This is a genomic window from Mucilaginibacter pallidiroseus, assembly GCF_007846085.1.
GTDB lineage: Bacteria > Bacteroidota > Bacteroidia > Sphingobacteriales > Sphingobacteriaceae > Mucilaginibacter > Mucilaginibacter pallidiroseus.
Genome location: NZ_VOEJ01000007.1, coordinates 128,982 through 154,202, shown reverse-complemented (window position 1 = coordinate 154,202; position 25,221 = coordinate 128,982). Strand labels below are relative to the sequence as shown.

The following is a 25,221-nucleotide window of genomic DNA, read 5'->3' as shown; positions in this document are numbered from 1 at the left end:
TCCCCTGCATGAATGCTGATGCCGTTAAAATGCTGCCAGGCCGTTACTGTAACTCGTTAACCCAATATTCGCGTTTTGTTACCCGTGAGGTAAACATAGGCAATGTACCAATGGGTGGCAACAATCCTATCCGCATACAAAGCATGACCACTACCGATACCATGGATACCCTTGGTACGGTTGAGCAAACCATCCGTATGGTTGATGCAGGTTGCGAGTATGTGCGCATTACGGCACCAAGCATCAAGGAAGCCAACAACTTGGCAGAGATAAAAAAGCAATTGCGCGCGCGCGGATACCAGGTGCCGCTTGTGGCCGATATCCACTTTACACCAAACGCTGCCGAAGTTGCTGCGCGCATAGTTGAAAAAGTGCGGGTGAACCCCGGCAACTATGCCGATAAAAAGAAATTTGACCAGATAGAATATACTGATGCTCAATACAATGGTGAATTAGAACGCATACTGCAAAAGTTTACCCCGTTGGTAAATATTTGTAAGGAATACGGCACCGCTATGCGTATAGGTACCAACCACGGTTCGCTGAGCGACCGTATTATGAGCCGTTATGGTGATACACCGCAAGGCATGGTGGAGAGCGCTATGGAGTTTATCCGCATGTGCGAATCACTTAATTATTATAACCTGGTGGTTTCCATGAAAAGCAGCAATCCGCAGGTTATGGTGCAAGCTTACCGTTTACTGGTTGAAACCATGGTGGCCGAGGGTATGAAGTACCCGCTGCATCTTGGCGTTACCGAAGCCGGCGACGGCGAGGACGGCCGCATAAAATCGGCAGTTGGTATTGGTACCCTACTCGAAGATGGCCTTGGGGATACCGTTCGTGTATCACTTACCGAAGAACCTGAAGCTGAAGCACCGGTTGCTATTGCGCTGGTGAATCGATACTCCGTTAGGAGTGAAATGTTAAAAGTTAAAAGTAAAAAGTCAGAAGAAGTTTCAACTTTCAACTTTCAACCTTCAACTCATAATCCCTACGAATACAAAAAACGTGAAAGCCAGGAAGCCAACGCTTTTATTGGCGGCCACATGGTGCCAAGGGTGGTAATTGATTTGTCGGCGGCCAATTTGAAAGACCCTGCCGTATTGAATGATGCCGGCTATTTATACTCGCCGATACTGGATAAATACAACATGGCCGAGCAGTCGGTTGATTTTGTTTACATGGGCGATAGCCTGCCATCGTTTAACATGCCCGGCAACCTGCGCAAATTATATAATTATGCCACCTGGCAAAAACTGGCCGACAAAACATTAAGCCACCCGGTATTTACGCTTCCGGAATATATCGAAGCAACCGACCGTACATCAGCATTAAACCTTGTGCGCATTACCAATGCCGATTTGGATACTGACGCCTTTGGAAATATTCCGCTTGATAACAGCCTGGTATTTGTTTTAGAAACCAATGAGTTGCACGGCATGGCCGATCAGCGATCTTTTTTCCTGAAACTGCAGGAAATGGGGTTAGATGTGCCTGTGATCATCAAGAGAAGCTACGCGTTTGAAAGTCAAAATTCAAAAGTCGAAAGTCAAAATACAGAAGCTGATCTCACATCTCAAATCTCGGATCTCAATACTAAATTACAGCTATATGCTTCAACAGACCTCGGTGCTTTGCTTGTTGATGGTTTTGGCGATGGTGTTTGGATTGATGCGCCGGGCATACCTGCTTCGGTAATTACATCTACCTCCTTTGGTATTTTACAGGCAACCCGCTCGCGAATTTCCAAAACCGAATACATATCATGCCCAAGCTGCGGCCGAACGCTGTTCGATCTGATGGTTACCACGCAGATGATCCGCAGCCGTACAAGTCATTTAAAGGGATTAAAAATTGGCATCATGGGCTGCATTGTAAATGGTCCCGGCGAAATGGCTGATGCCGATTATGGCTATGTAGGCTCGGGTACAGATAAAGTAACCCTTTACCGCGGACAGCAAGCCGTTAAAAAGAACATCAATTCGGCCAATGCACTCGATGAACTAATAGGCATCATTAAAGGTGACGGCAACTGGATAGAGCCGGTTGAGTAAAATGTACTCTAATATTTTTTATATCCAAACCTATATCTAAACCCTGCCAAACTGACACCGGTATGCAAAGCAATCCTGACTGTTTGTATAATAAATGACACTTCAAATTGATTTTTTCTGCCAAATACATATTGGCACATGCATTGTTAAATAGGTGGAGTAAGCAACTTAATTAACAACAGAAAAATCAATCATAATATGTCTAAAATAATCGGAATTGACTTAGGTACCACCAACTCTTGTGTGGCTGTAATGGAAGGTAACGAGCCTGTAGTTATAGCAAACAGCGAAGGTAAACGTACCACGCCGTCAGTTGTGGCTTTTGTCAACGATGGCGAACGCAAGGTGGGCGATCCTGCAAAACGTCAGGCTATCACAAACCCAACAAAAACTATCTATTCAATTAAACGCTTCATGGGTAACCAGTTCAACGAGGTTACTAAAGAAGCTGAGCGTGTTCCATACAACGTGGTTAAAGGTGATAACAACACCCCACGCGTTGAAATTGGCGACCGTAAATATACTCCTCAGGAGATATCTGCAATGATTCTTCAAAAAATGAAGAAAACTGCTGAAGACTTTTTAGGTACTGAAGTTACAGAGGCGGTTATTACCGTACCGGCATACTTTAACGATGCACAGCGCCAGGCAACTAAAGAAGCCGGCGAAATTGCAGGCTTAAAAGTTCGTCGTATTATTAACGAGCCTACTGCTGCTGCACTTGCCTACGGTTTGGACAAAGCACACAAGGACATGAAAATTGCAGTTTTTGACTGCGGTGGTGGTACGCATGACGTATCTGTACTTGAGCTTGGCGACGGTGTATTTGAAGTTAAATCAACAGATGGTGATACACACTTAGGTGGTGACGATTTTGACCAGGTAATTATTGACTGGTTGGCTGATGAGTTTAAAAGCGATGAAGGTGTTGACTTGCGTAAAGATCCAATGGCTTTGCAACGTTTAAAAGAGTCTGCCGAGAAAGCTAAGATTGAATTATCAAGCACTACGCAAACAGAAATTAACCTGCCATATATCACCGCAGGTGCCGAAGGCCCTAAACACTTGGTTAAAACTTTAACCCGTGCAAAATTTGAGCAATTGGCTGATAGCCTGATTAAACGAACCATTGACCCTTGTAAAACTGCTTTGAAAAATGCAGGTTACAGTGCATCAGATATTGATGAGATCATCCTTGTAGGTGGTTCAACCCGTATCCCTGCTATACAGGACGCTGTACAAAAATTCTTTGGCAAAGCGCCTTCAAAAGGTGTTAACCCTGATGAGGTTGTAGCAATTGGTGCAGCTATACAGGGTGGTGTATTAACCGGTGAGGTTAAAGATGTGTTGTTGTTAGACGTTACTCCATTATCATTAGGTATTGAAACTATGGGTGGTGTGATGACCAAGTTGATCGAATCAAACACAACTATCCCAACCAAAAAATCAGAGACTTTCTCAACTGCCAGCGATAGCCAGCCGTCAGTAGAGATCCACATATTACAGGGTGAGCGCCCAATGGCATCGGGTAACCGTACCATAGGCCGTTTCCACCTGGATGGTATACCACCTGCTCCACGTGGCGTTCCTCAAATTGAAGTAACCTTTGATATTGATGCCAACGGTATATTAAACGTATCTGCAAAAGATAAAGCAACAGGTAAAGAGCAAAAGATCCGTATCGAAGCTTCATCGGGCTTAACTGATGCCGAGATCAAGAAGATGAAAGAGGAAGCTGAAGCAAATGCTGATGCTGACAAAAAAGCAAAAGAAGAAGTTGAAAAACTGAACTCTGCTGATGCTTTGATCTTCAGCACCGAAAAACAATTGAAAGAGTACGGCGATAAAATACCTGCTGACAAAAAAGCACCTATTGAAGCCGGTCTTGAGAAATTGAAAGCTGCTTATTCTGCTAAAAACCTTGACGAGATCGAAACAGCGCAAACTGAATTGAACACGGCATGGACCGCAGCATCAGAAGATATGTACAAAGCTTCTGCCGAAGCAGGCCAACAGCCGGGTGCTGATGCAGGCCAGCAAGGTGGCGGTGATGCACAAGGTGCAGACAATGTAACCGATGTTGACTTTGAAGAAGTAAAATAACCACTTCGATATATAAATGAAGTGCCCCGGTAAGCAATTGCCGGGGCATTTTTTGTTTAGAAACCTCCCTAATCGATGGAGCGGTGCTGCTTAACTTGTTTCAGCGTCCCAGGCGCAAACATGCAGGCCGGTAAGCCAGATTAAATCCCCTTTTTAATAAAGTTATCAATGGCGATAATAAGGCTTCGGCGTGCTGCGGTATTTCTATCGAGCGCAACGTATTTATCAGCGTGAGAGATAACAAGTTTCTTTTTAGGTGTAGCGGCAGGTAGTTCGTTGAAGTAAGCTTCCAGGTCTTCGGGCCTCGACCACTCGTCGTGCTCGCAACGTACAAGTAGGATAGGCACCGTAATATCTTTAGCGTCCCAATACTTTTTGCCCTGCGCCATTTGCAGGCTCTCTTTCATAAATCCACCGGGTATTTTTAGCAGCCGGTTGGGGCTGTAGCCGGTTGCCGCTTTAGCAAAGGTATTACCTACCAGCGAATCTACCTGCATTAGTGTATCTGTAGCTGAGGTGTTAGCCCAGTTATTTGCAATGGCTTGTTCGCTTAACAGCCAGTTGTTGTAGTTGGGAATTGCTACAGCTATTGCTTTCCAGGGTGCCTTAACACCATATAACGAGTTAAGAACAATAAGATGCAAAACCTTGTCTGCATGTAAGCTGGTGTAGAATGACGCCCAATGCCCACCGGCTTCGGCGCCTAAGAGGTTAACCTTACCGTCAGGTACGTCCTTGGCAATGTAATTTATAACTGCATCAATGTCCAGTGATGCCTCCTGACAGGAACCTGCAACAAGCGCCGTATCAGTGGTGTTGTAGGCAGGTGCTGTTGAGCGTTCCCACCCGCGAACGTTCATCATATATACGGTGAAGCCAGCATCGGCCAGTGCTTTGGCAAACGAGGCATCTTCTACTGGCAGATCAAACAACGCTGTAGCCCCCACGCTGCCATTTACAAGCAGCAAAGGTTTCTTTTTACGTGACGAATAAGTGTTTTCGGTTACTTTACGTACCTGGATTTGTAAATCGCCGTTGGGTACAAAAAAGTCGGTGCTGGTGTAGCTGCTTTGCGCGTAGCCATTACTAATATCAAAAAAAGAAAGGGCAGCAATCAGTACAAGATATATATAGCGCATTACGATTATTAGCGTTTAACAGATGCTAATATTAACGTTTACGATTTAATCAAATTATTTACTTTTTCAACCAATTCCGTTAAATCAAATGGTTTGGCAATAATGGCATCGCACCCGTAAGCTAAAAGCTCCGAATCGCGATTTACGTATGCCGAAAAAATAATAACCGGTGTGTTGCAGTATTCGGGATTTGATTTTATTGCACGGCAAATTTCACCACCGTTACTACCCGCTACACGGTAATCTAAAATTACAAGGTCAGGTGCAAAATCGGCAACGTATTCCAATACAACTGATGGATCGCCGGTACTTTTAACGTCGAAGTTTTCGTAGGTAAGGGTTTCGTGCACAATTTCCAGGATATCCTGGTTATCATCTAATACTAAAATACGCTTCACCATAAATTTTCAATTTATAGCTAAAAGCCGGCAAAGGTATTTTAGCGTCTAAATAGTTTAAAACAGCTTGATATGGCAACAGTTTAAGGGCCTATTGCCGGCAACAAAATTAGTATAAAAATTTATATTATAAATTAAACGCAACGTCATTGTATTATAATAATGAATAATTGCGTAATAGTTACGTTTTTGTATAGTTTACGTTAATTGCAGCGTAAAAGTTGTGTTGCCGACATAATGACCAACAAAAAAGCCGCAGTATTAAACTGCGGCTCCAAAGTATTCAAAATTACTTGTTATTAATATGGATAGGCTTTGCCTGGATGAGCTCTTTTCCAGGCTGCACGGCGTCTTAAGTATGCCTGACGTTTCCTTTTTTCTTCGCGTTTGCGGGCTTCGTTACCAATAATATAACCACCGCCGGCACCAATTGCACCGCCAATAACGGCGCCGCCAACACTTTTACCAATAAGGCCACCTGCTACGGCACCACCAGCACCGCCAATAATGGCACCTTTACCTTGTTTACTTATCTGAGCTTCGGCTTTTGGGCTTGCTGCAAACATAAGTGTTAACGCAAGGCCGCTAAATGCAATGATCTTTTTCATATAGTAGTTCCTCTTATTTTAATGTTTATTATTTGCCAACTACAAATTGCAGGCCAGTATTGTTTTGCACTGCATTCATGATGTTAGACTCTTTCATTTCAAAAAGTTAAGTACCGCTGTAGAAAATTGTATAGAATTGCCTGCATTGTCGTGATTTCCAGGTACATTAATTAGTTTAGAACCGGGTATCATCTTTTGTAAAATAGTAACATCACCGTTTGTGTCATCTTCGGTACCATCAATAAGTAACACAGGTATCCTAAGTTTACCAAGCTCGGCAGCACTGGTAGATGGCTGGTGTTTTTGTTGATACGCAAGCGCAGTATTATCAAAGTTGTTGCGATGTATCCAACCCATCATTTCATCAACATCGTGGTGAGTGGTATCGCCCATTAAGGCCTCATAGGCGTGTATACGGCGCGGCCAGTTTGGGTTGGTATAATTAGCGCCCATGCCACCCATAACAGCTTTGTTTACGCGCTTATCAAGCACCATAATGCGGGATGTTATTATCGAGCCGCGCGAGTAGCCAACTACTGCATACCGCTTAATACCAAGGCTGCTCACCAAGCCCATTACATCTTTAGCTTCGGCACCATTTGAGTAGGCAGCGTCGGTATGTGGTTTGCCGGAACGTCCGTTGCCACGAAGGTCCATAATGATAACTTTATACCCATGGTTAAGCAGCTCCTGGTAAAGTTTACCGCGTTTCCAGCTTTGGCTGTTATTGGTAAAGCCATGAACCAGAACCACCGGATAGCCGCTGCCCTGCACTTCGTAATAAATTTTTGTACCGTCGAAAGATATATAATATGTTTCCGGGGTACTCTGCGCAAATGTTAGTGTGACAACTGATAGCACAATTGCAATTACAAGGGCAAATTTTTTCATCTATATAACTATCACACAAAAATATCCAGCAACACTACGCCAATTAACCCAATGACTGATACGAGGGTTTCCATGACAGACCATGAGCGAAAGGTGTCCTTTATACTCAGGTTAAAATATTCTTTAAAAAGCCAGAAGCCTGAATCATTAACGTGCGAAAATGCCAAACTGCCCGCGCCGATAGATAGCACCATGAGGTTTGGATTAACATGCTCTGACACTACCAGTGATGCAACAATGCCTGCCGCAGTTAGCCCAGCAACCGTAGCCGAACCCAGGCTTACCCTGATAATAGCCGCTATTACCCAGCCCAGTACCAAAGGCGGCAGGTTAAATTTTTTAAGGCTTTCGGCAATTTCATTGCTTACACCGCTTGAGGTTAATACTTCTTTAAACGCGCCCGATCCTGCTATAATCAACAGTATTAACGAAATATCTTTAACGGCATCCGTATAGTAAACACTTATCTGCCCCATGCTTTTGCCTTGTTTTATACCCAGTGTATAAGTGGCAAAAATCAAGGCGATCAGCATTACTATTGATGGATCGCCCAAAAAAGCAACCAGCTTTAATACACTATCATTGGTTACACCGAGGTACGGAAAGAAGGCTGTAAACATTAAAAGCAGTACGGGCAACAGGGCTGTGAAAAAGCTGACAACTCCGCTTGGTAACTTATCAGCAGGGATTTCTTCAGCTCTGAAGGTTGCTAAAGGCTCTGACGGGATTTTCCTGAGGAATTGGGCAAACACTGGTCCGGCTAATATAATGGCAGGTATGGCTATGCTTAGTCCGTAAACAAAAGTGGTAGCCATGTTTGCATGGAACAATACTACCAATGCCGATGGAGACGGGTGAGGTGGTAAAAAACCATGTGTTACAGATAAGGAGGCAATCATGGGCAGGCCTATAAATACTGCCGGCAATTTGTACTTATAAACTACCGAAAAAATAAGAGGCACCATAAGCACAAAGCCAATACCGTAAAACAAAGGGATGCCAATGATAAAGCCAGCCGCTACCAGGGCCCACTGAATATATTTTTGACCAACCGCCTGTACCAGCACTTCTGCAATTTTTTGCGCTGCCCCGCTTGATGCCACCATTTTGCCAAGCATCGCACCTAAGCAAATAATAATTACAAGCCCGCTTAAAATATCGCCTATGCCTTTTTGTACCGAAGCGGTGACTTTGTTTATAGGTATGCCCAGCATTAAGCCCGCCGCTATTGATACCAGCAGAAAAGCAACAAAGGGGTTAAGCTTTGCCCAGCTAACAAGCACAATAAGCATTATTATGCAAAGTAGTATTACCAGCATTATTAAATATTTGAATTGGTATATTAGTTTACGGCCGGCATGCCCGACTCACCTAATGTAGCAAGTTTTATTAATAATATCCTGTAAGATTATGCTTTATAAGCTATGGATATCAAATCAAACACTAATGCTCCGTGCAGGTTGTCTAATAAGAATTTATGCTGTGGCGCAAAAACAGGTCATTATTTATACCGCCTAAATGATGTTTAAACGTTAATTAGTGTAAAAAAGACAGTTGCATATTGCTCATTTACATTCAGTTTTATAATCCACACCTTTCTGGAATATTGGGTTTGGTGGCACCGCCATTGCTAAAAGAGGTTTATAACAGTTGTACATAGTTACCGGCATTGCAGTCCGATAGTAGTTTTTCTTTAATAGTATATGATAACAGGTTTCAAGAGGACATCATTTTTGAGATACGGACTCATCGTAGTGCTCATAGTGGTGTTATTTGGTAGCGCATTTTACCTTTATCTGCACTATAGCAAAGCCGAAAAGGTTCGAACTACCTTTCAGAAAATGATAACAGCCCGAGAAAACTCAGCTTTGATAGATAGCTGTATCATTGAGCTTTACAGTGCAGACAACAGTAGCCGTATGTTTGCTTTAACTGGTAAAACATATTATTCTAAAGAGTTTTCAAGGCAAATTAAAGATATCCGTAAAATCATCAGCAACATAAATGCAAATGATAAAAGCGCTATTGACCTTGGAGTTGATAAAGGGCTGCAGGATTTGATAAGCCAAAAGGCGCTAAAAACAGATAGCTATATACGCCTCATGACGCTGTCTGACAGCTTAATGAAGTCGGCATCAAAAATAAATGAGTCGTTAAGGAAAAACGAAAAGAGCCTGGTTAAGCGCCCGGTACTTAGGCGAATTAAAACTCGGGTCCAAATAGATACGGTTAAGCCCGTGGCAGCCGTAGCTGCAGCCAAGCCGGTAAAGGAGAAGAAAGGATTCTTTGGGAAAGTGTTCTCGGTATTCAGCAAAAAAGATAAGCAGGTACAGGAAGCAAAAAAGCAACCCGTATTGGTGGAGCGCCGTACCGATACGGTAATTACCACAATGACTGTTTTACCGGCGGTTAGCGAAGTTTACGGTAAATACTATGATAAAATTTACCAGACAAATAATCGCTTACGGGCAAACGAGCGCGAAATGCTCGAGATTAATAACCGCCTTATTAATCAAATTATTAATAGTCTCAAAAAATATAAGGTAGCCGAGCATAATTACATAGCCTCAAGCAAAACCGAAATGAACAGCAACCTGGCAACCGTGCTTTATGAGTATCGAAAAATATCAGGCCTGATGTTTTTATTGATGACCACAGTTGTTGTGATCTTGTTATATAATATCTGGAAAATATTTAAGGATCAGGAAGAACTGGTTGTTTATACCGAGAAGGCAGAGATACATGCCCAATCAAAAAGCCGCTTTATGGCCAATATGAGCCATGAAATACGTACGCCTTTAAACTCGATCATTGGTTTTTCTGAGCAGTTAACACAAAGCAAGCTTACCGAAGAACAATCCGAGCAGATATACGCTATCCGCAGTTCATCAAAAATGCTGCTTGATGTTGTGAATGAGATACTGGATTTCTCGAAGTACGAAACCGGGAAGATGAGTTTTGACAGTACGCCATTTTCGCCGTATGAGGCCATTGAAGAAATTGCAACCAGCATGCGTGTGCAGGCCAACAAAAAGAACATTTTACTTAAACGGGATATTGAATTTAAGAAAAGTCTTGTTTTTAATGGTGACTACCACCGCCTTAAGCAGGTGGTGATGAATTTGGTAGGTAACGCTATTAAGTTTACAGCGCAGGGCAGCGTAACCGTAAAGGCTTTTTTAACAGACGATTCCAACCGCTCCGGGTTTAAGATGCTTAACGTATCCATAAGGGATACCGGCGTAGGTATTGATGCCGAACATATGCCCTATATATTCGATGAGTTTTCGCAGGTTAAATCGGCACAAAAGGTTTCTAAACAACCGGGTACCGGGCTGGGCCTGGCTATCAGCAAAAAAATTGTTGAGTTACAGGGTGGCAGCATTAAAGTTGCCAGCAGGGTAGGCAAGGGGACTATATTCAGTTTTAAAATTCCGTTTGAGGTAAGCACTGTAGAAGCATATAAAGTAAATAGTGATGGGGATGATATGCATCAGCAGGCTAATATAATTGCAGGTAAGCGAGTGCTGGTAGCTGATGACAATAAACTTAATGTATTACTGGTGAGTACCATTTTAAAGAAATGGAATGTAAGTTTTGATACCGCTTGTGACGGCAGGCAGGCATTGCAAAAGTTTGAGGATAACAACTACGATGTAATATTAACTGATATTGAGATGCCCGAAATGGGGGGGATAGAATTATCGCAGGTAATACGCGCCAACGGAAATGAAACGAAGGCATCAGTTCCTATTTTGGCGCTAACGGCTAATGTGCTTAAAGAGGATAGAGACAAATACCTTTCAGTGGGTATAACAGGTGTTGTACTGAAACCTTTTACCGAGAAAAACTTAATTGATAATATCGCTTCTGCAATGTTGAAAAAGCAACTAATGCCGGATAAATGGTCCGTAAATTAAAAAAGACACCATTTAGGCATCCTTTTTAATTTCTTCATTCGTCCGTTCTTCGGCTTCCTTTATTTCATCTTTTTCACTTAAGGGCCTTTCAGTACTCAGGCTTTCAGTATCATTTTCTTCTTGAGGATTCAAATTCTTGTCCTCTTTATCAGGATTATTAGATTGTGTTGCCATAATGGTAAGCTGTTTAATAATACAACTCACAGTAGTCAAAATGGTTTAAGGAAATCCCAAATCCGAAAAAGTGTGTTTAGCCGAATTATTTTTTTAACTGTTTTAACTCAGTTTTAAGTTCCTGCATTTGCATTTGCGCCTGCCTGTTTTCCAGATAAAAGTAAATGGCACAGCCTAAAAATATTTTTCCTAATACAAATACCGCAGCAAAAGCCCAGCGCCATGCTTTGTGAATACGCATGTGGCTCGATTCGCCTTCAACCTCGATGTATTGAGGCCCGGTTTGGGTACTGCCATTATTGTAAGTTTGCTCTTTTTGCTGTTGTCGCGCCTGGTAAGGTACAGGCTCTTCACTCGGGCGTAATATTAAGTCGTCTATACGGTCAGATATTTTGCCCCAGGTTCCCGGCGGCGGCATCACAGCCATTTCGCGGGCAATAAGTTCCATGTCAAGTTCAAGTTCCGCCAAAGCCTCATCTACCTCTGGGTAGGTAGCTTTCATGTAAAGCAGTTCCTGCACCTCTTGCTCAGAGGCAGAACCTGTTACATAGGCTTCTAAAATGCCGCTATTTATGAACTGTTGCGGTATCACGGGTACTTCTAATTATGGTAAATGATTCTTTTAAAATCTGCTTAATCCTGTCCTCTGTCTTATCCAACTCAATAGCTAATGTACCTATAGTTTTGCTGTGATAGTGTATTCCGCAAAAAACAAATTGTTGTTCTGCGTTCATGCGCTCGATATACGAATTTTTGATTGGTTCGGTTTTCGGCCTTTCATCGGGCTTGCAATCAGCAAGCGTAGCTACAAAAGCAGCAAGCTTCTTGCGCGCCATTTGCTGTAAACCAATAAATGTGTTAACCCCGGGCTGGGTAAGTTGCTTTATCTGCGGCTCATTCAATTCGGTAAACAGGTCTACCAGGTATTGCTCGGCCAGTTTATTGTTGTTCACAACTTCAGCTATATAACCCAGCAGCATGCCGCTATATTTGGTATATAGGGTGTGCTTTGTCAATGCGCCGGTTTGAAAAGCGTTATCGGCAGGTATTAGCTGTTGTTCCAAATTGGGGTTAGTATAAAAAAAATCAGTTCTTCAAATATAAATATAATAATACATAGCCTGCAAATAGCCAAGCGTAAAAACAAATCGTTTCGGGCAATAAATTTCACAAAGCCAGTACTTTAACTTTACCGCAACTATTGAAATGTTAATTAAGGTTAAATACACACATTATGCTTTGCAGCCCTGTGTGTTATTCGTAGCTTTAATTATGCGTTGCTATATCCTGGCTCTATTTTTTTGTTTTTTAGCTACGGTTGCCTTTGGTCAAAAAAAATTAAGAGGCAGGGTCTTCGAGCATCAAACACGCATTGGTTTAAGCGATGTTTTTATTGAGAACATCACAAACAAGCAAAGTGTTTTTACAGATGCTAAAGGACGTTTCAACATCAACGCTAAAGCAGGTGATATACTCACGTTAAAAGGTTTTGCTTATATGCATGATACTGTACTGGTGACAGACCTGAACGAAAAGGAGATTTTTTTAACACCAAAAAAGAATGAGCTGGCCCAGGTAAATATTACAACTACGGAAACCAGTAACATGAATACCTACTATGACCCATTGTACCACGGGCAAACGGTAGTTTACCAGCGCGATAAAAAAGGTTATCCTACGGGTGGAATAGTTGTGCGGATGTGGTACTGGAAAAAGGACGAGAGAAAGAAAGCCAAACTGCAAAAGCAACTGAAGGATTTTGAGACAATGGATAGGATTGCAGCTGTTTTTAACGCAAAAAGCTTATCAAGATATGTGCCTTTGGAAGGGCAGGATATGCAAAACTTTATATCGCTATATACACCGAGTGTAAAGGTATACACCAAGAGCAACTTTGAGTTGATACCTTACCTTAACGATTGTTACAAAAAATACCAGGACTTACCTGCTGACAAGCGTAGCCCGGAGCCCCTTGTTATCAATTAAATTTTCATAAGTGATACGCCGCTGCCTATCGCAAAGGCATCCTCGAAAGCACCGGCAACAGGATCGGTTAAGTGCGTGTTTTCTTCTACGTATTGGCGCAAAAAGAAACTGCCAAATGTTACAGCCAATGCTGATGCACCACCCAGTAACATGCCGGTAAGTATACTTTCCCTATTGGCTTTAGCAATGGTTGCACCTACAAACGCGCCTGATAGTACCCTGGCCGCTACTTGTGACGGTTCTATCCTGTCGGGCGTGCCGGGCATTTTATCGTTGCTTATTTCTGCCGCAGATACCAACTGTGTAGTTACCGCAGTCACCGGCATCTGCATAAATCTGAACATCGACCTGCTGATTGCAGGATTTGGATGATTGCGTAGATAGTTACTTGTAATAGCTGTTGCCAATGATGCGCGCATACCTGCTACTGCGCCTAAACCAATTACCTGGAATAATACTTTTCCGTTTGCCATGCTGTAACAACAGGTGTGGTGCTTTTAGGTTTTTGATTGGGTGGTGTATTTAAATAAAAAGAGCGGTTTGGTTGCCGCTCTTTGTTGTTTTGTTTATAATTTGCCATTAAGGCTATCCTGTTTTGCTTTCTCGCGTTTTTTAAAGAAACCGCGCAGTAAAAAGTTATGCTGCACCGCTTCCAAATCATCGTTAAGCTTAACTGAGCTTTGCTGCAGGTAGTTTATGGTGCTTTGTACTTTAGCGGCGCTTTTAGGATCGTTAAGTAAAATGCCTATTGCATTATCTGTACTGTTAAGCTTGTTACTTGCCTTGTTTAAGTTGATAGTCATTTCGCTTACATTATTTGCCGCCTGCTGAAACTGTGTCGCCGAAGCGCGAATCCTGTTAAATGTAACAGTATCGGTCAGTAAATTATCGGCGAGGCCACCTCTGGTGTTCATTTTAGCGGTGAACTTGTTAAGCTGCACAGCCATACGCGATGCACTCTCTGTAGTAGCCTGCAGGTTTTTCATTGCCGAACGTAATTGCATTGCCATTGAACTATCGGCTAATAATGCACCCACGGTACCTTTGCCGGCCAATATCTCGTGGCCGAGGGTTTTAAAGTCGGTAGTGATGGCAAGCAGGTTTTGATTGTTTTGCTGCAACGTTTTCATGATATCATCTGTAGACAGCATTTTTTCGGTCTGCAAAACATCGCCATCGGCAATTACCGGTGCTGATGGACTGCCACCGTCGATAACAATGATCTTGTTACCTATCAAACCATCGCTGCTGATACGCACCCCTGAGTTTTTATGTATGTAAGGCTGTGTTGCCGCATCAACGCTCATAGTTACATTAACCTGCGATGTACCAACAAACTTAACGTCTTTTATAGTTCCTACCTTAACACCCGAGAACCAAACATTGTTACCTTTTTTAAGGCCCTGCACATCGCTGAACACAGCGCTGATGTGTATACTTTTTACAAATGTTTTTTGCGATCCGCCGAGGGTTAATATCCCTATGATAAACAGTGCTACCCCTAAAAAGATAAACACGCCTACCAAAACTGATCTTTTTCTTTCTGCTGCGTCCATATATAAATGGTAATAATATTATTCTGTAAAATTGTAATTGTAAAACGGTTTAACGCGAGGGTCATCCGTCGCAAAAACTTCGTCAAAAGTTCCCACGCGTTGAAACTGCCCGTCGAGCAGCATGGCTACGCGGTCGCCAACTTGTTTTGCACACGTTAAATCGTGCGTAATAATAATGGATGATGTGTTATAGCGTTGCTGTACCTCGTTTATCAGGTCGTTAATTTCAATACAAGTAATAGGGTCAAGGCCGGCTGTAGGTTCGTCATACAGCATAATCTCCGGGTTTAATATCAGCGTGCGCGCTATACCTATACGCTTGCGTTGCCCGCCCGAAAGTTCGGCTGGCATCTGATTGATGGTTTGTAAAAGGCCCACTGCTTCCAGCACGCTGTGCACGTTATCATCAATCTCCTTACGGGTAAGGTTTTTGCGGTTACGCACCAGCGGAAACTCCAGATTTTTGCGTATGGTCATACTATCATACAGCGCACTATTCTGAAAGGAAAACCCGATGCGGATACGTAGTGCTTCCAGTTCACGTTCGGTTATGTTGATCACATCATTACCCAAAACATTTATACTGCCTTGCTCGGGCCTCAACAAACCGGAAATTAACTTTATTAGCACAGATTTACCGGTACCCGAGCGGCCAAGTACAACCAGGTTCTCGCCCTGATACAAATCAAGGTCGATGCCGCGCAAAACGTGATAATCGCCAAAAGACTTTTCAAGCCCTCTGATGCGGATCACTTCATTACTCTTATCGATATTTACTTTTTCCTTTTGCATATATCAATTAGCGGAACCAACCGGCAATTTGTACAATTAATACTTCTTCAATAAATACAATAAACATGGCAGTTACCACCGCGCCATTGGCTGCTTTACCAACACCTTCGGTACCCTTATCGGCATTGTAGCCCTGGTAGCAACCAACTATACCTATAGTAAACCCAAACACAACGGCTTTAGCTAATGATGCCCAAAAGTCAACAAAGGTTAATGGCTCAAAAGCCTGCTGTATAAATGTGCTGTAACTGGTGCCCTCGTTCTGGTTGATATTAAGGTAACCGCCTAACAGGGCAATTAGTGCCACATAAATTGCCAAAAGTGGTATACTTAAGGTAGTGGCCAATACGCGGGTGCAGACCAAAAATTTGAAAGGTTTGGTGCCCGATACTTCCATGGCGTCAATCTGTTCGGTAACCCGCATCGAGCCAAGTTCGGCACCAATGCTTGAGCCAACCTTACCGGCAGCAATAAGCGCCGTAACCAACGGTGCCAATGCTTTCATTATGGCAATGGATACCAATGATGGCAACCATGATGTTGCGCCAAACTCCAATAATGAAGGGCGGCTTTGTTTTGTAAATATTACACCTATAATAAACCCTGTAAGCGTTATAAGTGTAAATGACCTTACACCAACTTCATAACATTGCCTGAAAACCTCTTTCCACTCATAAGGGGGCAGAAAAACCTCTTTGAAAAACTGAAGGAAAAAGAGATAGATCCTGTAAAGCATCAGGAAAAAATCGGCCACCGCCGAACGCATTCTGTCAATGCGGGAGGGCTGCGATTTGGGTGTACTTTCGGCGGTTTCCATTAATGGGGCAAAGGTATGATTAATGTAAAATATAGATAACTTATAGGCCCTAATTGTTTGCTGGTTATAATATATATATTGCTAATATTACAATATTTAGATAATTCGACTTCTTGAACAATAAAGTTAAGGGGTAAATGTTTTGATGTTGCAAATGTTTTCAACCTCAATAAGTTTTAGCATCGAACAATTTAAAGCTTAACCCTTACAGTAATCGTCCATACATGGTTATCTTAGCGCAGTAAACTTCTTGTAAGCTATGAAAAGCCTTTGCTTTATGATAATCCTGGCAATGTTGACATCAACTAAAGTGATGGGCCAGCTTAGTGCCCCCAGCGATGCACAGGCAACCAATGAAACCCGCGAATTGTATAACAGTATGCAAAGACTTACAGACGCGGGTATCATGTTTGGCCATCATGATGATACCGCATACGGCGTTGGCTGGTGCATGGAGCAGGGAAAATCTGACGTGAAGTTTGTTACAGGCAGCTATCCTGCAGTTTACGGATGGGATTTGGCTAAGATAGAGAAGGATAGCCTGCGCGATATAAACGGCATCCCGTTTTACTGGCAGAAGGACCTTGTGCGCGAAGCTTACGACAGGGGAGGGATAAATACATTTTGCTGGCACATGGATAACCCGGTTACCGGCAAGGATGCATGGGATACCACAACGGTAACCATCAAAGAGCTATTGCCGGGTGGTGCGCAACATCAAACATACGTTACCTATTTAGATAAGGCAGCCAAACACCTGGCCGCAATGAAAGGTCACCAAGGCGAACCCATCCCGGTATTATTCCGGCCGTTTCATGAATTAACCGGCGGCTGGTTTTGGTGGGGAGCCAAATTAAGCACGCCTGAGGAGTTTAAAAGCCTTTGGCAATTTACCATCAATTACCTGCGTGTTAACAAGCGGCTGCATAACCTGCTTATCGTATTTTCTGTAGCGGATTTCGACGCTGAGTCAGATTTTATGTTGCGCTACCCCGGGAACGAATATGTGGATTTTATAGGCTTTGATAACTATTGCTACAAAGATGTAAAGCAGTATGTGTCTAATTTAGATAAACGCCTCACCCTGCTTGAGGCAATCGCCGCCAAAACCAAAAAGCTTACCTGCCTTGCCGAAACAGGCTATGAGCAAATACCACAATCTGACTGGTGGACCAAAGAGTTGTTACCGGTTCTTTCGAAGCACAAGCTATCGTACGTAATGGCATGGCGCAACGGACGGCACGATCATTACTATGTGCCATATCCCGGGCAAGTAAGTGAGGGCGATTTTCGAAAGTTTTTTAAAAGCTCCAAAATGCTTTTTCAGAACAGGGTAACGCCGCTTGCCGTGTATGGTAAATACATTACAGCTTTTAAATAGCCTAAATTATACAAACTTAATATCCCCAACCATGTTGATATGATGTACTAATTTTAAAAGCTATGAGTGCTTATCAGCAAAAGTGGATAGATGTTTTAAGCGGAGCGGGCCTGAACGGTTGGAAAATTGAACCGCAGGGCAAGGACATTTACGTGGAGATGCCCAATGTAACCGATCTTAAAGTGATTCGTGATAACCTGCCCCAAACGCTGGCAGCCGTGTCATTGGATATTACGCTACCAAAAGAGCGCTTGAAGTTTATATTTCATAACGGGCACGAAACCTTCGAATACATACTAAATCCCACCGAGTACGACCTGGAAAAAGGCGATTAGATTTTTGCCTTGGTTGATAGTACGAAAACACTTAGGCCCATTGCGGCTATAAGTATAAAGGATGCCTTTAGTGTGGCCAGTCCGGCAATAAAACCTATAACCGGCGGGCCTATTAAAAAGCCCATAAAGCTTATGGTAGATACTGCTGCTATTGCAACACCGGGTGCCATGGTTTTTGATTTACCGGCGGCGCTATAAACAAGCGGCACTACAGATGATACGCCAAAGCCAACCAGCAAAAAGCCAAGCAATGCCGTATAAAGTTGCGGAAATAATACTGCAATAGTTAGTCCAGTTGCTGTTAGTAAGCCGCTCACCTGCAACGTGCGTTTAAGGCCAAACCTGTGGGCAAATGAGTCGGCAATGAAGCGGCCTGTTGCCATGGTAAACATAAATGCGGTGTAGCCCAAACCAACTAAAGCGACAGGTGCCAGCACAACTTTTTTAAAGTAAATCACGCTCCAATCGAACATTGCGCCCTCACATATCATCGAGCAGAAGGCAATTATGCCGAGTTTTATCAACGAGTTATCGGGCATTACAAATACCGGTCCGGCATCAGCTACCTTGTCATCTTTTAAATATTTGGATGTGATGATCGTCACGATCAAGATAATGCTCAGCACTATGCTAAAATGATAGGGTGGGATCACATGGTTGGCTATCATGATAGTGCCAATGCCCGCCCCTGTAAAACCGGCAAGGCTCCATAAACCATGAAATGATGCCAATATGGGCTTTTTGTAAGCTTTCTCAACAGCTACTGCCTGGGTATTTACAGATATATTTACGGCATTGCTTGTAAAACCAAATACGAGTAAGCATATAATTAACTGAAAAGTATTTTGAGCCAACCCCAGTGTAACAAGGGCTAGGCTGTACAGCGTTATAGCTGATATCAATAATTTACGACTACCTATCTTGGTTATTATCCATCCCGAAAATGGGAGAGAGCACATCAGGCCAACCGGCAGGGCGAATAACACACCGCCTAATGCAGCATCACTTAAACCTAAGTTTTGTTGTATGGTTGCTATGCGCGATGCCCAACTGGCAAAGCAAAGCCCCGCCATAAAAAACATGGTCCCAACGGCCGCGCGAAAAACTTTTCTTGAGTACAGGTATGATGATAAAGTAGTTTCCAAATGAAGAAGTCTATTACCTTAGCGGTAGCTTAGCTGTTATTGCGTAATATCAAAAGTGCCCGTAAACGGTATTGTTGTGCCGTTATTTATATCAACCACAAGTTCGCCTGTAAATGTTCCTTTAACGGTACCTTTTGAGTTTGATGTGGCGCTGTTGGTTGTAAATGTAACCGTGCCCGAGCCAAACTGATCACCGATGATAAATATACCTTCAATTGCACCATTACCTGAAGGCAGTTCGCTGGCAATACCAAAATCAATATCATTACCTATCGATATTGATGCAGGGGTGGCACCATCTGCGGGCGTAACAACAAACGATAGGTTATTACGGGTTGTTGTAGCACCGTTAATGGTGTAAGTGCCTGTTCCAAGCTTTGTTTCAACCCCTTCGGCATAGTCTGGCGGATCAAGTTTGCAGCCCGAAACAAGCATAGCAATTGCAAAAAACGACAAAAAAAGCTTGATAAGATTTTTCATGCAGGTGTGTTTACAAACAAATCTACAAAAAACCTATCGTATTTACTTGCAGTATATTGATGGTTAACAGTTACCATCCGGCCCGCAATTTGGGCCCTCAACCACATCAAGCTTGGCCTTGGTTTCGGCAAATGCCTTTTCAAGCGTTTGTGTAAATACCTCGGTAGCCTGCGCTCCGGATACGCCATATTTATTGTTCATCACAAAAAACGGTACGCCCCTTATGCCTAGTTGCTGCGCCTGTGCAATATCATATTTAACAGCATCGGTGTAAGCATCACTGTTTAGCATACTAAGCACCTCCTCACGTTTTAGCCCAATTGCTTCGCCGAGGGCTGCAAGTGTTTCGGCATCGTCGGTGTTTTTACCGTCGGTAAAATATGCTTTAAACAATTGCTCTTCTGCAGCATCGCCAAGGCCATGTTGTTTAGCCAGGTGCGTAAAGCGGTGCGCGTTGAAGCTGTTTGCAACAACGGCTTTATCAAAGTTGTAGGTTAAGCCGGCTTCGGCGGCCATTTGAGTTACGTGGTTATTCATCTGTTGGGCGTAGTCCAACGTCCAGCCTTTTACGTCTGCCAGGTACTGGCTGATGTTTAAAGAAGGATCGGTAACCATGTCCGGGTTAAGCTGAAAGCTTTTCCACTCCACCTCAATAGCGTCTTTATGCTCAAATGTTTGCAAGGCAGCTTCAAACCTGCGCTTGCCGATATAGCAAAACGGGCACATCACGTCAGACCAAATTTCAACTTTCATAAGCGTATATCTTGTTATGTAAAGATAGCCGGGGTGGTTTTGTGAAGGGTAAGCAGAAAGTAAAAAAGAAATCAGTATTTATAGGTTTTTGACATTGATGAAGATTAGTCGTTAATAGCCGCTAGGCTTAGTTACTTTAATAATCTTCATCGTGCTGTTCCAACGCATCGGCCTTGCTTTTTCATCGGAGCCATCGCTCTTCGCTTTATTAAAAAATTATCGTAATTCAATAGCACTGTCCTGATTTAGGCTCAAAATGCAGCATAGTGTAACGCACGGATAGCACAGACATTGCTGAAGCACTGACTTTAATAGGGCGTTACCAAGCTGCGACTTTTCTTTGGTTACTTTCTTTTGGGAGAAAAGAAAGTGACATCCACAGGTCTAACTTAATTATCACAGCCGTTACTAACGAAGCACTAATTACCTGATTGCCTTGCCTTATTACTACGCTGATTGCAATGACTTAAAACTAATCAAAATAAACGTGCAAGCGACAACGAAGCAATCTCGTCGCATTGATCATGAATGCGATAGATTGCCACGTCGCTATGCTACTCGCAATGACATAGGAATAGACAATGATGAATTACTTCGCTACAGTATCCCGTTCCACCAGGTCCATGCCGCATTTCGAACAAGTGCCTGGCGTGTCCGAACCTATTTCCGGGTGCATGGTGCAGTAGTACTTTTTTGCAGCAGCAGTTTTCTCGCCGACCTTGGTTTGTGTTTTTGCAGACTGGCTGTTGCAGGCCGTTACGGCAAGTACGGATGCAATAGCTAATGTTATGATTTTTATTTTCATGATGTTGATTATTTGTTTTTAATAAAAGCTGCAAAGCCGAATAGGGCCGCAACAAGTACGCCAAGCGCAGCAAGCATACTCACAATGTCCCTGACGTTTTTGCCTGCCCACGACATGCCAAAGTATTTATGCAAAAAGATAAACGAAAAGCCCTCGGCACGGTCAATGCCTGCAACTTTGGTTGCCAATTGGGATGTGGTGGTTTCGATGTACCAATTTTGCCCGTCGGGGTAGCTGATCTTCTGCACAGGCAGGCGTTTGTTGATGAAGCCATACTCGTTATCAAACTGGCGTACCTGGCTTATTTTGGGTTGGCCATAAACTTTTTGGTTTTCGTTCCGGCGGTAAAATGCGGCTAAGTAAGCAGCATATGCGTTATCACCATTGTTAAGCTGATTGCCGGTAGCTGTGTTGATATAGTGAACTATCTTTTTGTTATCACTCACCTGGTAATAGGTACTATCCTGAAATTTCACCAATCCGGATTTAACAATTACCGAATCGTTAATTGGCAGGCTTAGGTTTGACAATTTAAGATCGTTGCTGTTAATTACCTGGCTGTAAGATATTTTTTGCGGTTCGACATTGTTAAGCTTAACAATAACATGAAACAGCGCACTCGCAGCAAACGTAAGCATCACAAACGATACGATTAGTCCTATCTGCCTATGATAACGATGAACAATACGCTTGTCAGCTTTCCCTTGCTCCCGGCGGGCTTGCTGTACAGTTTTAAACTTCTTCCAGAAAAGGCCATACACCACCAATCCCGAAATAAGGGAAAACAGCATGGCAGACACTGCTATAAAGAGCACCATTAATTGCACACGCTCGCCAAACCATGTTTTTAAAAAAGCCCAGGTATGCAGCTGCTCAAACACCACCAGCATTACTTTGCGGGTGGTGTTATTAAATGTGCCCATGCGGCTTTGGCTGGTTTCTATGTACACATCCATGCCATTTGGCGTATCAAAGCTCACCTTCCAAACGGGCAGCAAACGGTTAATAGGCTGATACTGCCCGTCGAATGTTTTTTGGAGGGTGATGCTTTTAACCTTGGATGTACTATCAGCAGTAAAGTAGCGCGCTAGGTAAGTCGCGTAAAGCTGGTCGCCGTTATTTAGTAGCGTTGCGTCATTGGCTGAGTAATAATTAATGACGCTATCCAATCCCATAACCTGGTAGTAGGTATGGTTATAAAAGTTAACCAATCCAAAATTCCTGAATTGGCTAATCTTGTTCTTATCTAAAACCTGCTTTAAAGATAAAGCAGGTTTTAGTTGACTTTGCACAGCAGGCTTGTAAACCTCCTGCGCAATGGTAGGCCTGAACCAATTTGACATGAACGGATGCGAAAGCCCGCTCAATGCCCAACTGATTACCGGCACAAGGGCTATCAGGCCCAATATGCGGTGCCATTTGTAAAAGTTTTGTTTTGCAGTTGCCATAGCTTAGTTTTTAGCAAATGAATAACTTATGCCCAGTGTATATACCCTTGGCGCGGCGGCATTATAGGTTGTGCCATATTGGTTTGCCAACACGGTAGTAGCATACAATTGATTGGTTACGTTGATAACGTTAAACCATATGCCTGCACCTTTTAACAAGTTGCCCTTTACATCATAACCTAAACGCAGGTTAAAAATATCATAGCCGCCGTATGATTTTGTGTTGGCCGGGTTTGTAAAATAATGGTTGATGTGCTGCCACTCCGGTGCTATGCGAAAGCCCGGCAAATAAGCCGGCTTGTAAGTAAGTTCCGAGTTGGCTATCCATGCCGGTGCGTTGGTCATGCGGTTGCCGTTGAAGCTGGTAACAGTGGTTGTCCCGGTCGCGTAGTTGGTAGTTACCTCACTATAGTCTACATAGGTGTGTCTTGCATTGGTGCCGCTGAACCTGAAAGCCCATTCTTTCGATGGTGCATAAGCCACGCTGTACTCGATACCCTGGTGGCGTGTTGCGCCGGCATTTTGGTTTTGAGTAGTATTATCTGGCAATAGCTGACTAATGATTTCGTTTCGGCCCTCAAGGTTGTAAAGGGTAACCTCTACATAAACCTTTTTATTAAAGGCGGCAAACCAGCCACCCGCTTCATAATTGTTAAAAGTTGCCTGCTTAAGTGGCGTAAGCTGACGGGCGCTGTACAAATCGCCGGTTTCCGGCGGTTGAAAACCAACGCTGTAATTGGCATACAAACCTTTATTGTTACCAAAGTTGTAGGTTAAGCCAAGTTTAGGAGCCACAATGTTAAAGTCGTTTGTTTCCTGCTGCTTGTACTTGGTGCTCCCTGCGGGTATGCGGTTGGTGAAATTGTAATGGATCCTGTCGTACCGCAATCCCATAACAATGCGCAGCGGGTCGGTTGGCCTTATTTCATATTGTGTATATGCTGCAGTGTTAAAAAGCTTTATACGATAATCATCAATATAGCGGCCGGTACTGGTGTAGCCCGTATAAAAGTTGTTGGCAACATCTTTTTGGATGTCCAAAAACTTAGCATAGTAAGAGCTGGGGCTATTATCTGCATAAACACCCACTATTAATCTTGATCTCAAAAAATCAAAATCCTGGCGGTGCTGGGCAAGCAAGCCAAGGCTATGGAAGCTCTGATCGTTCTCCTGCCCGTTCGAGCTGAGGTAGTTGCCATTTGCATCCCGCACGTCTGATATAAAATAGCTTGGCAGTTGCGCGGTTGAGTTGTTGCGGTAAAACAAGGTCAGGAACGTGTTGCTTTTGTTGTTCCATGCATGCTCCAGTTTGGTGTTTGCACGCAGGGCCTCCACCTTGCGGTATGTGAAGCGCTGGTTTGCGCCATAGCTGCGGCTGTAAAACTTCGCACTATCTAAACTGCCCGGCGTTTGGGTGTTCAAGTAGTTATAGGCAACAGCGGCTGTTAGCCGTGTAGCTGCATCAAAGTCGTAAGTGCTTTTTAGGTTTACCGAGTATTTGTTGAAGTCGGTATAATCCTGCCAGCCATTGCGTTGGCGTGCAGCATAGCCACCTGCGTAAAGGCCAAACTTGCCGCTGGTAAAACCACCATCGGCATCAATACGACGGTAGTTGTTGTTATCGCCTTGGAGGCTTATGTTTCCTGCATACCCTGCCGGCGGCCCCTGGGTAATAAAGTTTATGGCACCTCCAATGGCGTTGCTTCCGTATAAAGAGGATGCCGGGCCCTTAATAACCTCAATATCGCGCACGCCACTCATGTTAATTTCGTAAAGCGAGTTGTGGTTAAAGATACCGGTAGGTCTAATGGGTAAACCATCCTCCATGTATAAATAAAGTGCATTGTAAGTAATGGGCTGGCGTATGGCCATGGTGTGCTGCTCGTTGCCAAGGTCAACCATGTACACGCCGTTTACCTTGTTAAGTAATTGATAAAGGGCCGTGGCCTTGGTATCGTGGATCTGCGTAGCATTTATTTTGCTGATGGCTATTGGTGCGTCCTGTCTGGCCTGACGCTCACGGCTGGCCGAAACTACAACCTGTTGCAGATCAATAGTCGAAGGCTCGAGCGTGATGTGAATTGTTTTGACCGATGTGAAAGTGTACAATTTATCGTTATAACCTACCATGCAAAAACGCAGGCTTTTAATACCTGTGGCGTCAAGGGTAAAACGGCCTTTGGCATCGGTACGGGTTAAGTCTTTAATAACGCTGCCGCTATCGGCACTGCGTATAGTGGCACCTGCGATGGCCTCATTGGTGCGGGCGTCGGTAACGGTTCCCGTGATTTCCTGGGCACTCGCCAGAACGGGGATGAGGAGTATTATATAGAGTAATAGTTTATAAATTTTCATAAAGCGTGGTTGTGCTGCCTGCATAAGGCAGCATTAAATAATGAGATACAGCATACAGCAATGCCAATCAAGGCACCA

24 protein-coding genes are annotated in these 25,221 nt (G+C 43.5%); 6 read left to right on the top strand and 18 right to left on the bottom strand.

Annotation, left to right across the window (positions count from 1 at the left end):
• Positions 1 to 8 precede the first annotated feature (8 nt).
• Positions 9 to 2,057 carry a (E)-4-hydroxy-3-methylbut-2-enyl-diphosphate synthase gene (ispG, locus tag FPZ43_RS14970; RefSeq protein WP_146382845.1) on the top strand — a complete coding sequence of 683 codons (2,049 nt, stop codon included), beginning with the start codon at positions 9 to 11 and terminating at the stop codon, positions 2,055 to 2,057.
• A gap of 198 nt (positions 2,058 to 2,255) precedes the next feature.
• On the top strand, positions 2,256 to 4,160 hold the full coding sequence (gene dnaK, locus FPZ43_RS14965; protein ID WP_146382738.1) for a molecular chaperone DnaK: 1,905 nt from the start codon (positions 2,256 to 2,258) through the stop codon (positions 4,158 to 4,160).
• Positions 4,161 to 4,300: 140 nt separating this feature from the next.
• On the opposite strand, the gene FPZ43_RS14960 is transcribed toward dnaK, so the two are convergent.
• The 5 genes from FPZ43_RS14960 to FPZ43_RS14940 form a co-directional block, all read right to left on the bottom strand.
• A complete protein-coding gene (locus FPZ43_RS14960; RefSeq protein WP_146382737.1) occupies positions 4,301 to 5,299 on the bottom strand; it encodes an alpha/beta fold hydrolase in 999 nt (332 codons plus the stop codon).
• Positions 5,300 to 5,337: 38 nt separating this feature from the next.
• A complete protein-coding gene (locus tag FPZ43_RS14955; protein WP_146382736.1) occupies positions 5,338 to 5,700 on the bottom strand; it encodes a response regulator in 363 nt (120 codons plus the stop codon).
• Positions 5,701 to 5,996: 296 nt separating this feature from the next.
• Entirely contained in the window at positions 5,997 to 6,305 is a 309-nt protein-coding gene (locus FPZ43_RS14950) for a glycine zipper 2TM domain-containing protein (RefSeq protein WP_146382735.1), read from the bottom strand.
• Between the two features lie 93 nt (positions 6,306 to 6,398).
• The gene (locus FPZ43_RS14945; protein WP_146382734.1) at positions 6,399 to 7,196 is read right to left on the bottom strand and encodes an alpha/beta fold hydrolase; all 798 of its coding nucleotides are present in this window, start codon (positions 7,194 to 7,196) and stop codon (positions 6,399 to 6,401) included.
• 11 nt (positions 7,197 to 7,207) lie between these two features.
• Positions 7,208 to 8,515, bottom strand: a complete 1,308-nt coding sequence (locus FPZ43_RS14940; RefSeq protein WP_146382733.1) for a gluconate:H+ symporter — start codon at positions 8,513 to 8,515, stop codon at positions 7,208 to 7,210.
• A gap of 384 nt (positions 8,516 to 8,899) precedes the next feature.
• On the opposite strand from FPZ43_RS14940, the gene FPZ43_RS14935 reads away from it, so the two are divergent.
• On the top strand, positions 8,900 to 11,116 hold the full coding sequence (locus tag FPZ43_RS14935; RefSeq protein WP_146382732.1) for an ATP-binding protein: 2,217 nt from the start codon (positions 8,900 to 8,902) through the stop codon (positions 11,114 to 11,116).
• Between the two features lie 12 nt (positions 11,117 to 11,128).
• Here FPZ43_RS14935 and FPZ43_RS19330 read toward each other — a convergent pair whose 3' ends face one another.
• From FPZ43_RS19330 to FPZ43_RS14925, 3 genes are all read right to left on the bottom strand, one after another.
• Positions 11,129 to 11,290, bottom strand: coding sequence for a hypothetical protein (locus tag FPZ43_RS19330; protein ID WP_186461854.1), 162 nt, complete (start codon positions 11,288 to 11,290; stop codon positions 11,129 to 11,131).
• Positions 11,291 to 11,375: 85 nt separating this feature from the next.
• Positions 11,376 to 11,882 (bottom strand): hypothetical protein, encoded by a 507-nt coding sequence (locus tag FPZ43_RS14930; RefSeq protein ID WP_146382731.1) that lies wholly within the window; start codon positions 11,880 to 11,882, stop codon positions 11,376 to 11,378.
• Positions 11,857 to 12,354 (bottom strand): hypothetical protein, encoded by a 498-nt coding sequence (locus tag FPZ43_RS14925; RefSeq protein WP_146382730.1) that lies wholly within the window; start codon positions 12,352 to 12,354, stop codon positions 11,857 to 11,859. The genes FPZ43_RS14930 and FPZ43_RS14925 overlap by 26 nt, the downstream gene beginning before the upstream one ends.
• A gap of 208 nt (positions 12,355 to 12,562) precedes the next feature.
• On the opposite strand from FPZ43_RS14925, the gene FPZ43_RS14920 reads away from it, so the two are divergent.
• Positions 12,563 to 13,276, top strand: coding sequence for a hypothetical protein (locus FPZ43_RS14920; RefSeq protein WP_146382729.1), 714 nt, complete (start codon positions 12,563 to 12,565; stop codon positions 13,274 to 13,276).
• On the opposite strand, the gene FPZ43_RS14915 is transcribed toward FPZ43_RS14920, so the two are convergent.
• The 4 genes from FPZ43_RS14915 to FPZ43_RS14900 form a co-directional block, all read right to left on the bottom strand.
• Positions 13,273 to 13,749 carry a DUF4126 family protein gene (locus tag FPZ43_RS14915; RefSeq protein WP_146382728.1) on the bottom strand — a complete coding sequence of 159 codons (477 nt, stop codon included), beginning with the start codon at positions 13,747 to 13,749 and terminating at the stop codon, positions 13,273 to 13,275. The genes FPZ43_RS14920 and FPZ43_RS14915 overlap by 4 nt on opposite strands.
• A 93-nt stretch (positions 13,750 to 13,842) precedes the next feature.
• On the bottom strand, positions 13,843 to 14,832 hold the full coding sequence (locus FPZ43_RS14910) for an MlaD family protein (protein ID WP_146382727.1): 990 nt from the start codon (positions 14,830 to 14,832) through the stop codon (positions 13,843 to 13,845).
• 18 nt (positions 14,833 to 14,850) lie between these two features.
• Positions 14,851 to 15,624, bottom strand: coding sequence for an ABC transporter ATP-binding protein (locus FPZ43_RS14905; protein WP_146382726.1), 774 nt, complete (start codon positions 15,622 to 15,624; stop codon positions 14,851 to 14,853).
• 7 nt (positions 15,625 to 15,631) lie between these two features.
• On the bottom strand, positions 15,632 to 16,390 hold the full coding sequence (locus FPZ43_RS14900) for an MlaE family ABC transporter permease (protein ID WP_146382844.1): 759 nt from the start codon (positions 16,388 to 16,390) through the stop codon (positions 15,632 to 15,634).
• 328 nt (positions 16,391 to 16,718) lie between these two features.
• Between FPZ43_RS14900 and FPZ43_RS14895 the strand changes: the two genes are divergently transcribed.
• The gene (locus tag FPZ43_RS14895) at positions 16,719 to 17,822 is read left to right on the top strand and encodes a glycoside hydrolase family 26 protein (protein ID WP_186461853.1); all 1,104 of its coding nucleotides are present in this window, start codon (positions 16,719 to 16,721) and stop codon (positions 17,820 to 17,822) included.
• A gap of 62 nt (positions 17,823 to 17,884) precedes the next feature.
• Complete coding sequence (locus FPZ43_RS14890) at positions 17,885 to 18,157, top strand: hypothetical protein (protein ID WP_146382724.1); 273 nt, start codon at positions 17,885 to 17,887, stop codon at positions 18,155 to 18,157.
• On the opposite strand, the gene FPZ43_RS14885 is transcribed toward FPZ43_RS14890, so the two are convergent.
• From FPZ43_RS14885 to FPZ43_RS14860, 6 genes are all read right to left on the bottom strand, one after another.
• Positions 18,154 to 19,302 (bottom strand): MFS transporter, encoded by a 1,149-nt coding sequence (locus tag FPZ43_RS14885; RefSeq protein WP_261381094.1) that lies wholly within the window; start codon positions 19,300 to 19,302, stop codon positions 18,154 to 18,156. The genes FPZ43_RS14890 and FPZ43_RS14885 overlap by 4 nt on opposite strands.
• A 36-nt stretch (positions 19,303 to 19,338) precedes the next feature.
• Positions 19,339 to 19,782: a hypothetical protein gene (locus FPZ43_RS14880; RefSeq protein ID WP_146382723.1), complete on the bottom strand. Its 444-nt coding sequence runs from the start codon at positions 19,780 to 19,782 to the stop codon at positions 19,339 to 19,341.
• Between the two features lie 63 nt (positions 19,783 to 19,845).
• Positions 19,846 to 20,535: a DsbA family oxidoreductase gene (locus FPZ43_RS14875; RefSeq protein ID WP_146382722.1), complete on the bottom strand. Its 690-nt coding sequence runs from the start codon at positions 20,533 to 20,535 to the stop codon at positions 19,846 to 19,848.
• Positions 20,536 to 21,124: 589 nt separating this feature from the next.
• The gene (locus tag FPZ43_RS14870) at positions 21,125 to 21,340 is read right to left on the bottom strand and encodes a heavy metal-binding domain-containing protein (protein ID WP_146382721.1); all 216 of its coding nucleotides are present in this window, start codon (positions 21,338 to 21,340) and stop codon (positions 21,125 to 21,127) included.
• Between the two features lie 8 nt (positions 21,341 to 21,348).
• The gene (locus FPZ43_RS14865; protein WP_146382720.1) at positions 21,349 to 22,788 is read right to left on the bottom strand and encodes a PepSY-associated TM helix domain-containing protein; all 1,440 of its coding nucleotides are present in this window, start codon (positions 22,786 to 22,788) and stop codon (positions 21,349 to 21,351) included.
• Positions 22,789 to 22,791: 3 nt separating this feature from the next.
• On the bottom strand, positions 22,792 to 25,143 hold the full coding sequence (locus FPZ43_RS14860) for a TonB-dependent receptor (protein ID WP_186461852.1): 2,352 nt from the start codon (positions 25,141 to 25,143) through the stop codon (positions 22,792 to 22,794).
• Positions 25,144 to 25,221 lie beyond the last annotated feature (78 nt).

Excerpts from the sequence above, each read along its gene's own strand:
- FPZ43_RS14905 (WP_146382726.1), bottom strand. The coding sequence starts at position 15,624 with ATGCAAAAGGAAAAAGTAAATATCGATAAGAGTAATGAAGTGATCCGC.
- FPZ43_RS14935 (WP_146382732.1), top strand. The coding sequence starts at position 8,900 with ATGATAACAGGTTTCAAGAGGACATCATTTTTGAGATACGGACTCATC.
- FPZ43_RS14940 (WP_146382733.1), bottom strand. The coding sequence starts at position 8,515 with ATGCTGGTAATACTACTTTGCATAATAATGCTTATTGTGCTTGTTAGC.
- FPZ43_RS14910 (WP_146382727.1), bottom strand. The coding sequence starts at position 14,832 with ATGGACGCAGCAGAAAGAAAAAGATCAGTTTTGGTAGGCGTGTTTATC.
- FPZ43_RS14955 (WP_146382736.1), bottom strand. The coding sequence starts at position 5,700 with ATGGTGAAGCGTATTTTAGTATTAGATGATAACCAGGATATCCTGGAA.
- FPZ43_RS14915 (WP_146382728.1), bottom strand. The coding sequence starts at position 13,749 with ATGGCAAACGGAAAAGTATTATTCCAGGTAATTGGTTTAGGCGCAGTA.
- dnaK (WP_146382738.1), top strand. The coding sequence starts at position 2,256 with ATGTCTAAAATAATCGGAATTGACTTAGGTACCACCAACTCTTGTGTG.
- FPZ43_RS14895 (WP_186461853.1), top strand. The coding sequence starts at position 16,719 with ATGATAATCCTGGCAATGTTGACATCAACTAAAGTGATGGGCCAGCTT.
- FPZ43_RS14920 (WP_146382729.1), top strand. The coding sequence starts at position 12,563 with ATGCGTTGCTATATCCTGGCTCTATTTTTTTGTTTTTTAGCTACGGTT.
- FPZ43_RS19330 (WP_186461854.1), bottom strand. The coding sequence starts at position 11,290 with ATGGCAACACAATCTAATAATCCTGATAAAGAGGACAAGAATTTGAAT.
- FPZ43_RS14960 (WP_146382737.1), bottom strand. The coding sequence starts at position 5,299 with ATGCGCTATATATATCTTGTACTGATTGCTGCCCTTTCTTTTTTTGAT.
- FPZ43_RS14865 (WP_146382720.1), bottom strand. The coding sequence starts at position 22,788 with ATGGCAACTGCAAAACAAAACTTTTACAAATGGCACCGCATATTGGGC.
- FPZ43_RS14860 (WP_186461852.1), bottom strand. The coding sequence starts at position 25,143 with ATGAAAATTTATAAACTATTACTCTATATAATACTCCTCATCCCCGTT.
- FPZ43_RS14900 (WP_146382844.1), bottom strand. The coding sequence starts at position 16,390 with ATGCGTTCGGCGGTGGCCGATTTTTTCCTGATGCTTTACAGGATCTAT.
- FPZ43_RS14880 (WP_146382723.1), bottom strand. The coding sequence starts at position 19,782 with ATGAAAAATCTTATCAAGCTTTTTTTGTCGTTTTTTGCAATTGCTATG.
- ispG (WP_146382845.1), top strand. The coding sequence starts at position 9 with ATGAATGCTGATGCCGTTAAAATGCTGCCAGGCCGTTACTGTAACTCG.
- FPZ43_RS14950 (WP_146382735.1), bottom strand. The coding sequence starts at position 6,305 with ATGAAAAAGATCATTGCATTTAGCGGCCTTGCGTTAACACTTATGTTT.
- FPZ43_RS14875 (WP_146382722.1), bottom strand. The coding sequence starts at position 20,535 with ATGAAAGTTGAAATTTGGTCTGACGTGATGTGCCCGTTTTGCTATATC.
- FPZ43_RS14870 (WP_146382721.1), bottom strand. The coding sequence starts at position 21,340 with ATGAAAATAAAAATCATAACATTAGCTATTGCATCCGTACTTGCCGTA.
- FPZ43_RS14945 (WP_146382734.1), bottom strand. The coding sequence starts at position 7,196 with ATGAAAAAATTTGCCCTTGTAATTGCAATTGTGCTATCAGTTGTCACA.
- FPZ43_RS14890 (WP_146382724.1), top strand. The coding sequence starts at position 17,885 with ATGAGTGCTTATCAGCAAAAGTGGATAGATGTTTTAAGCGGAGCGGGC.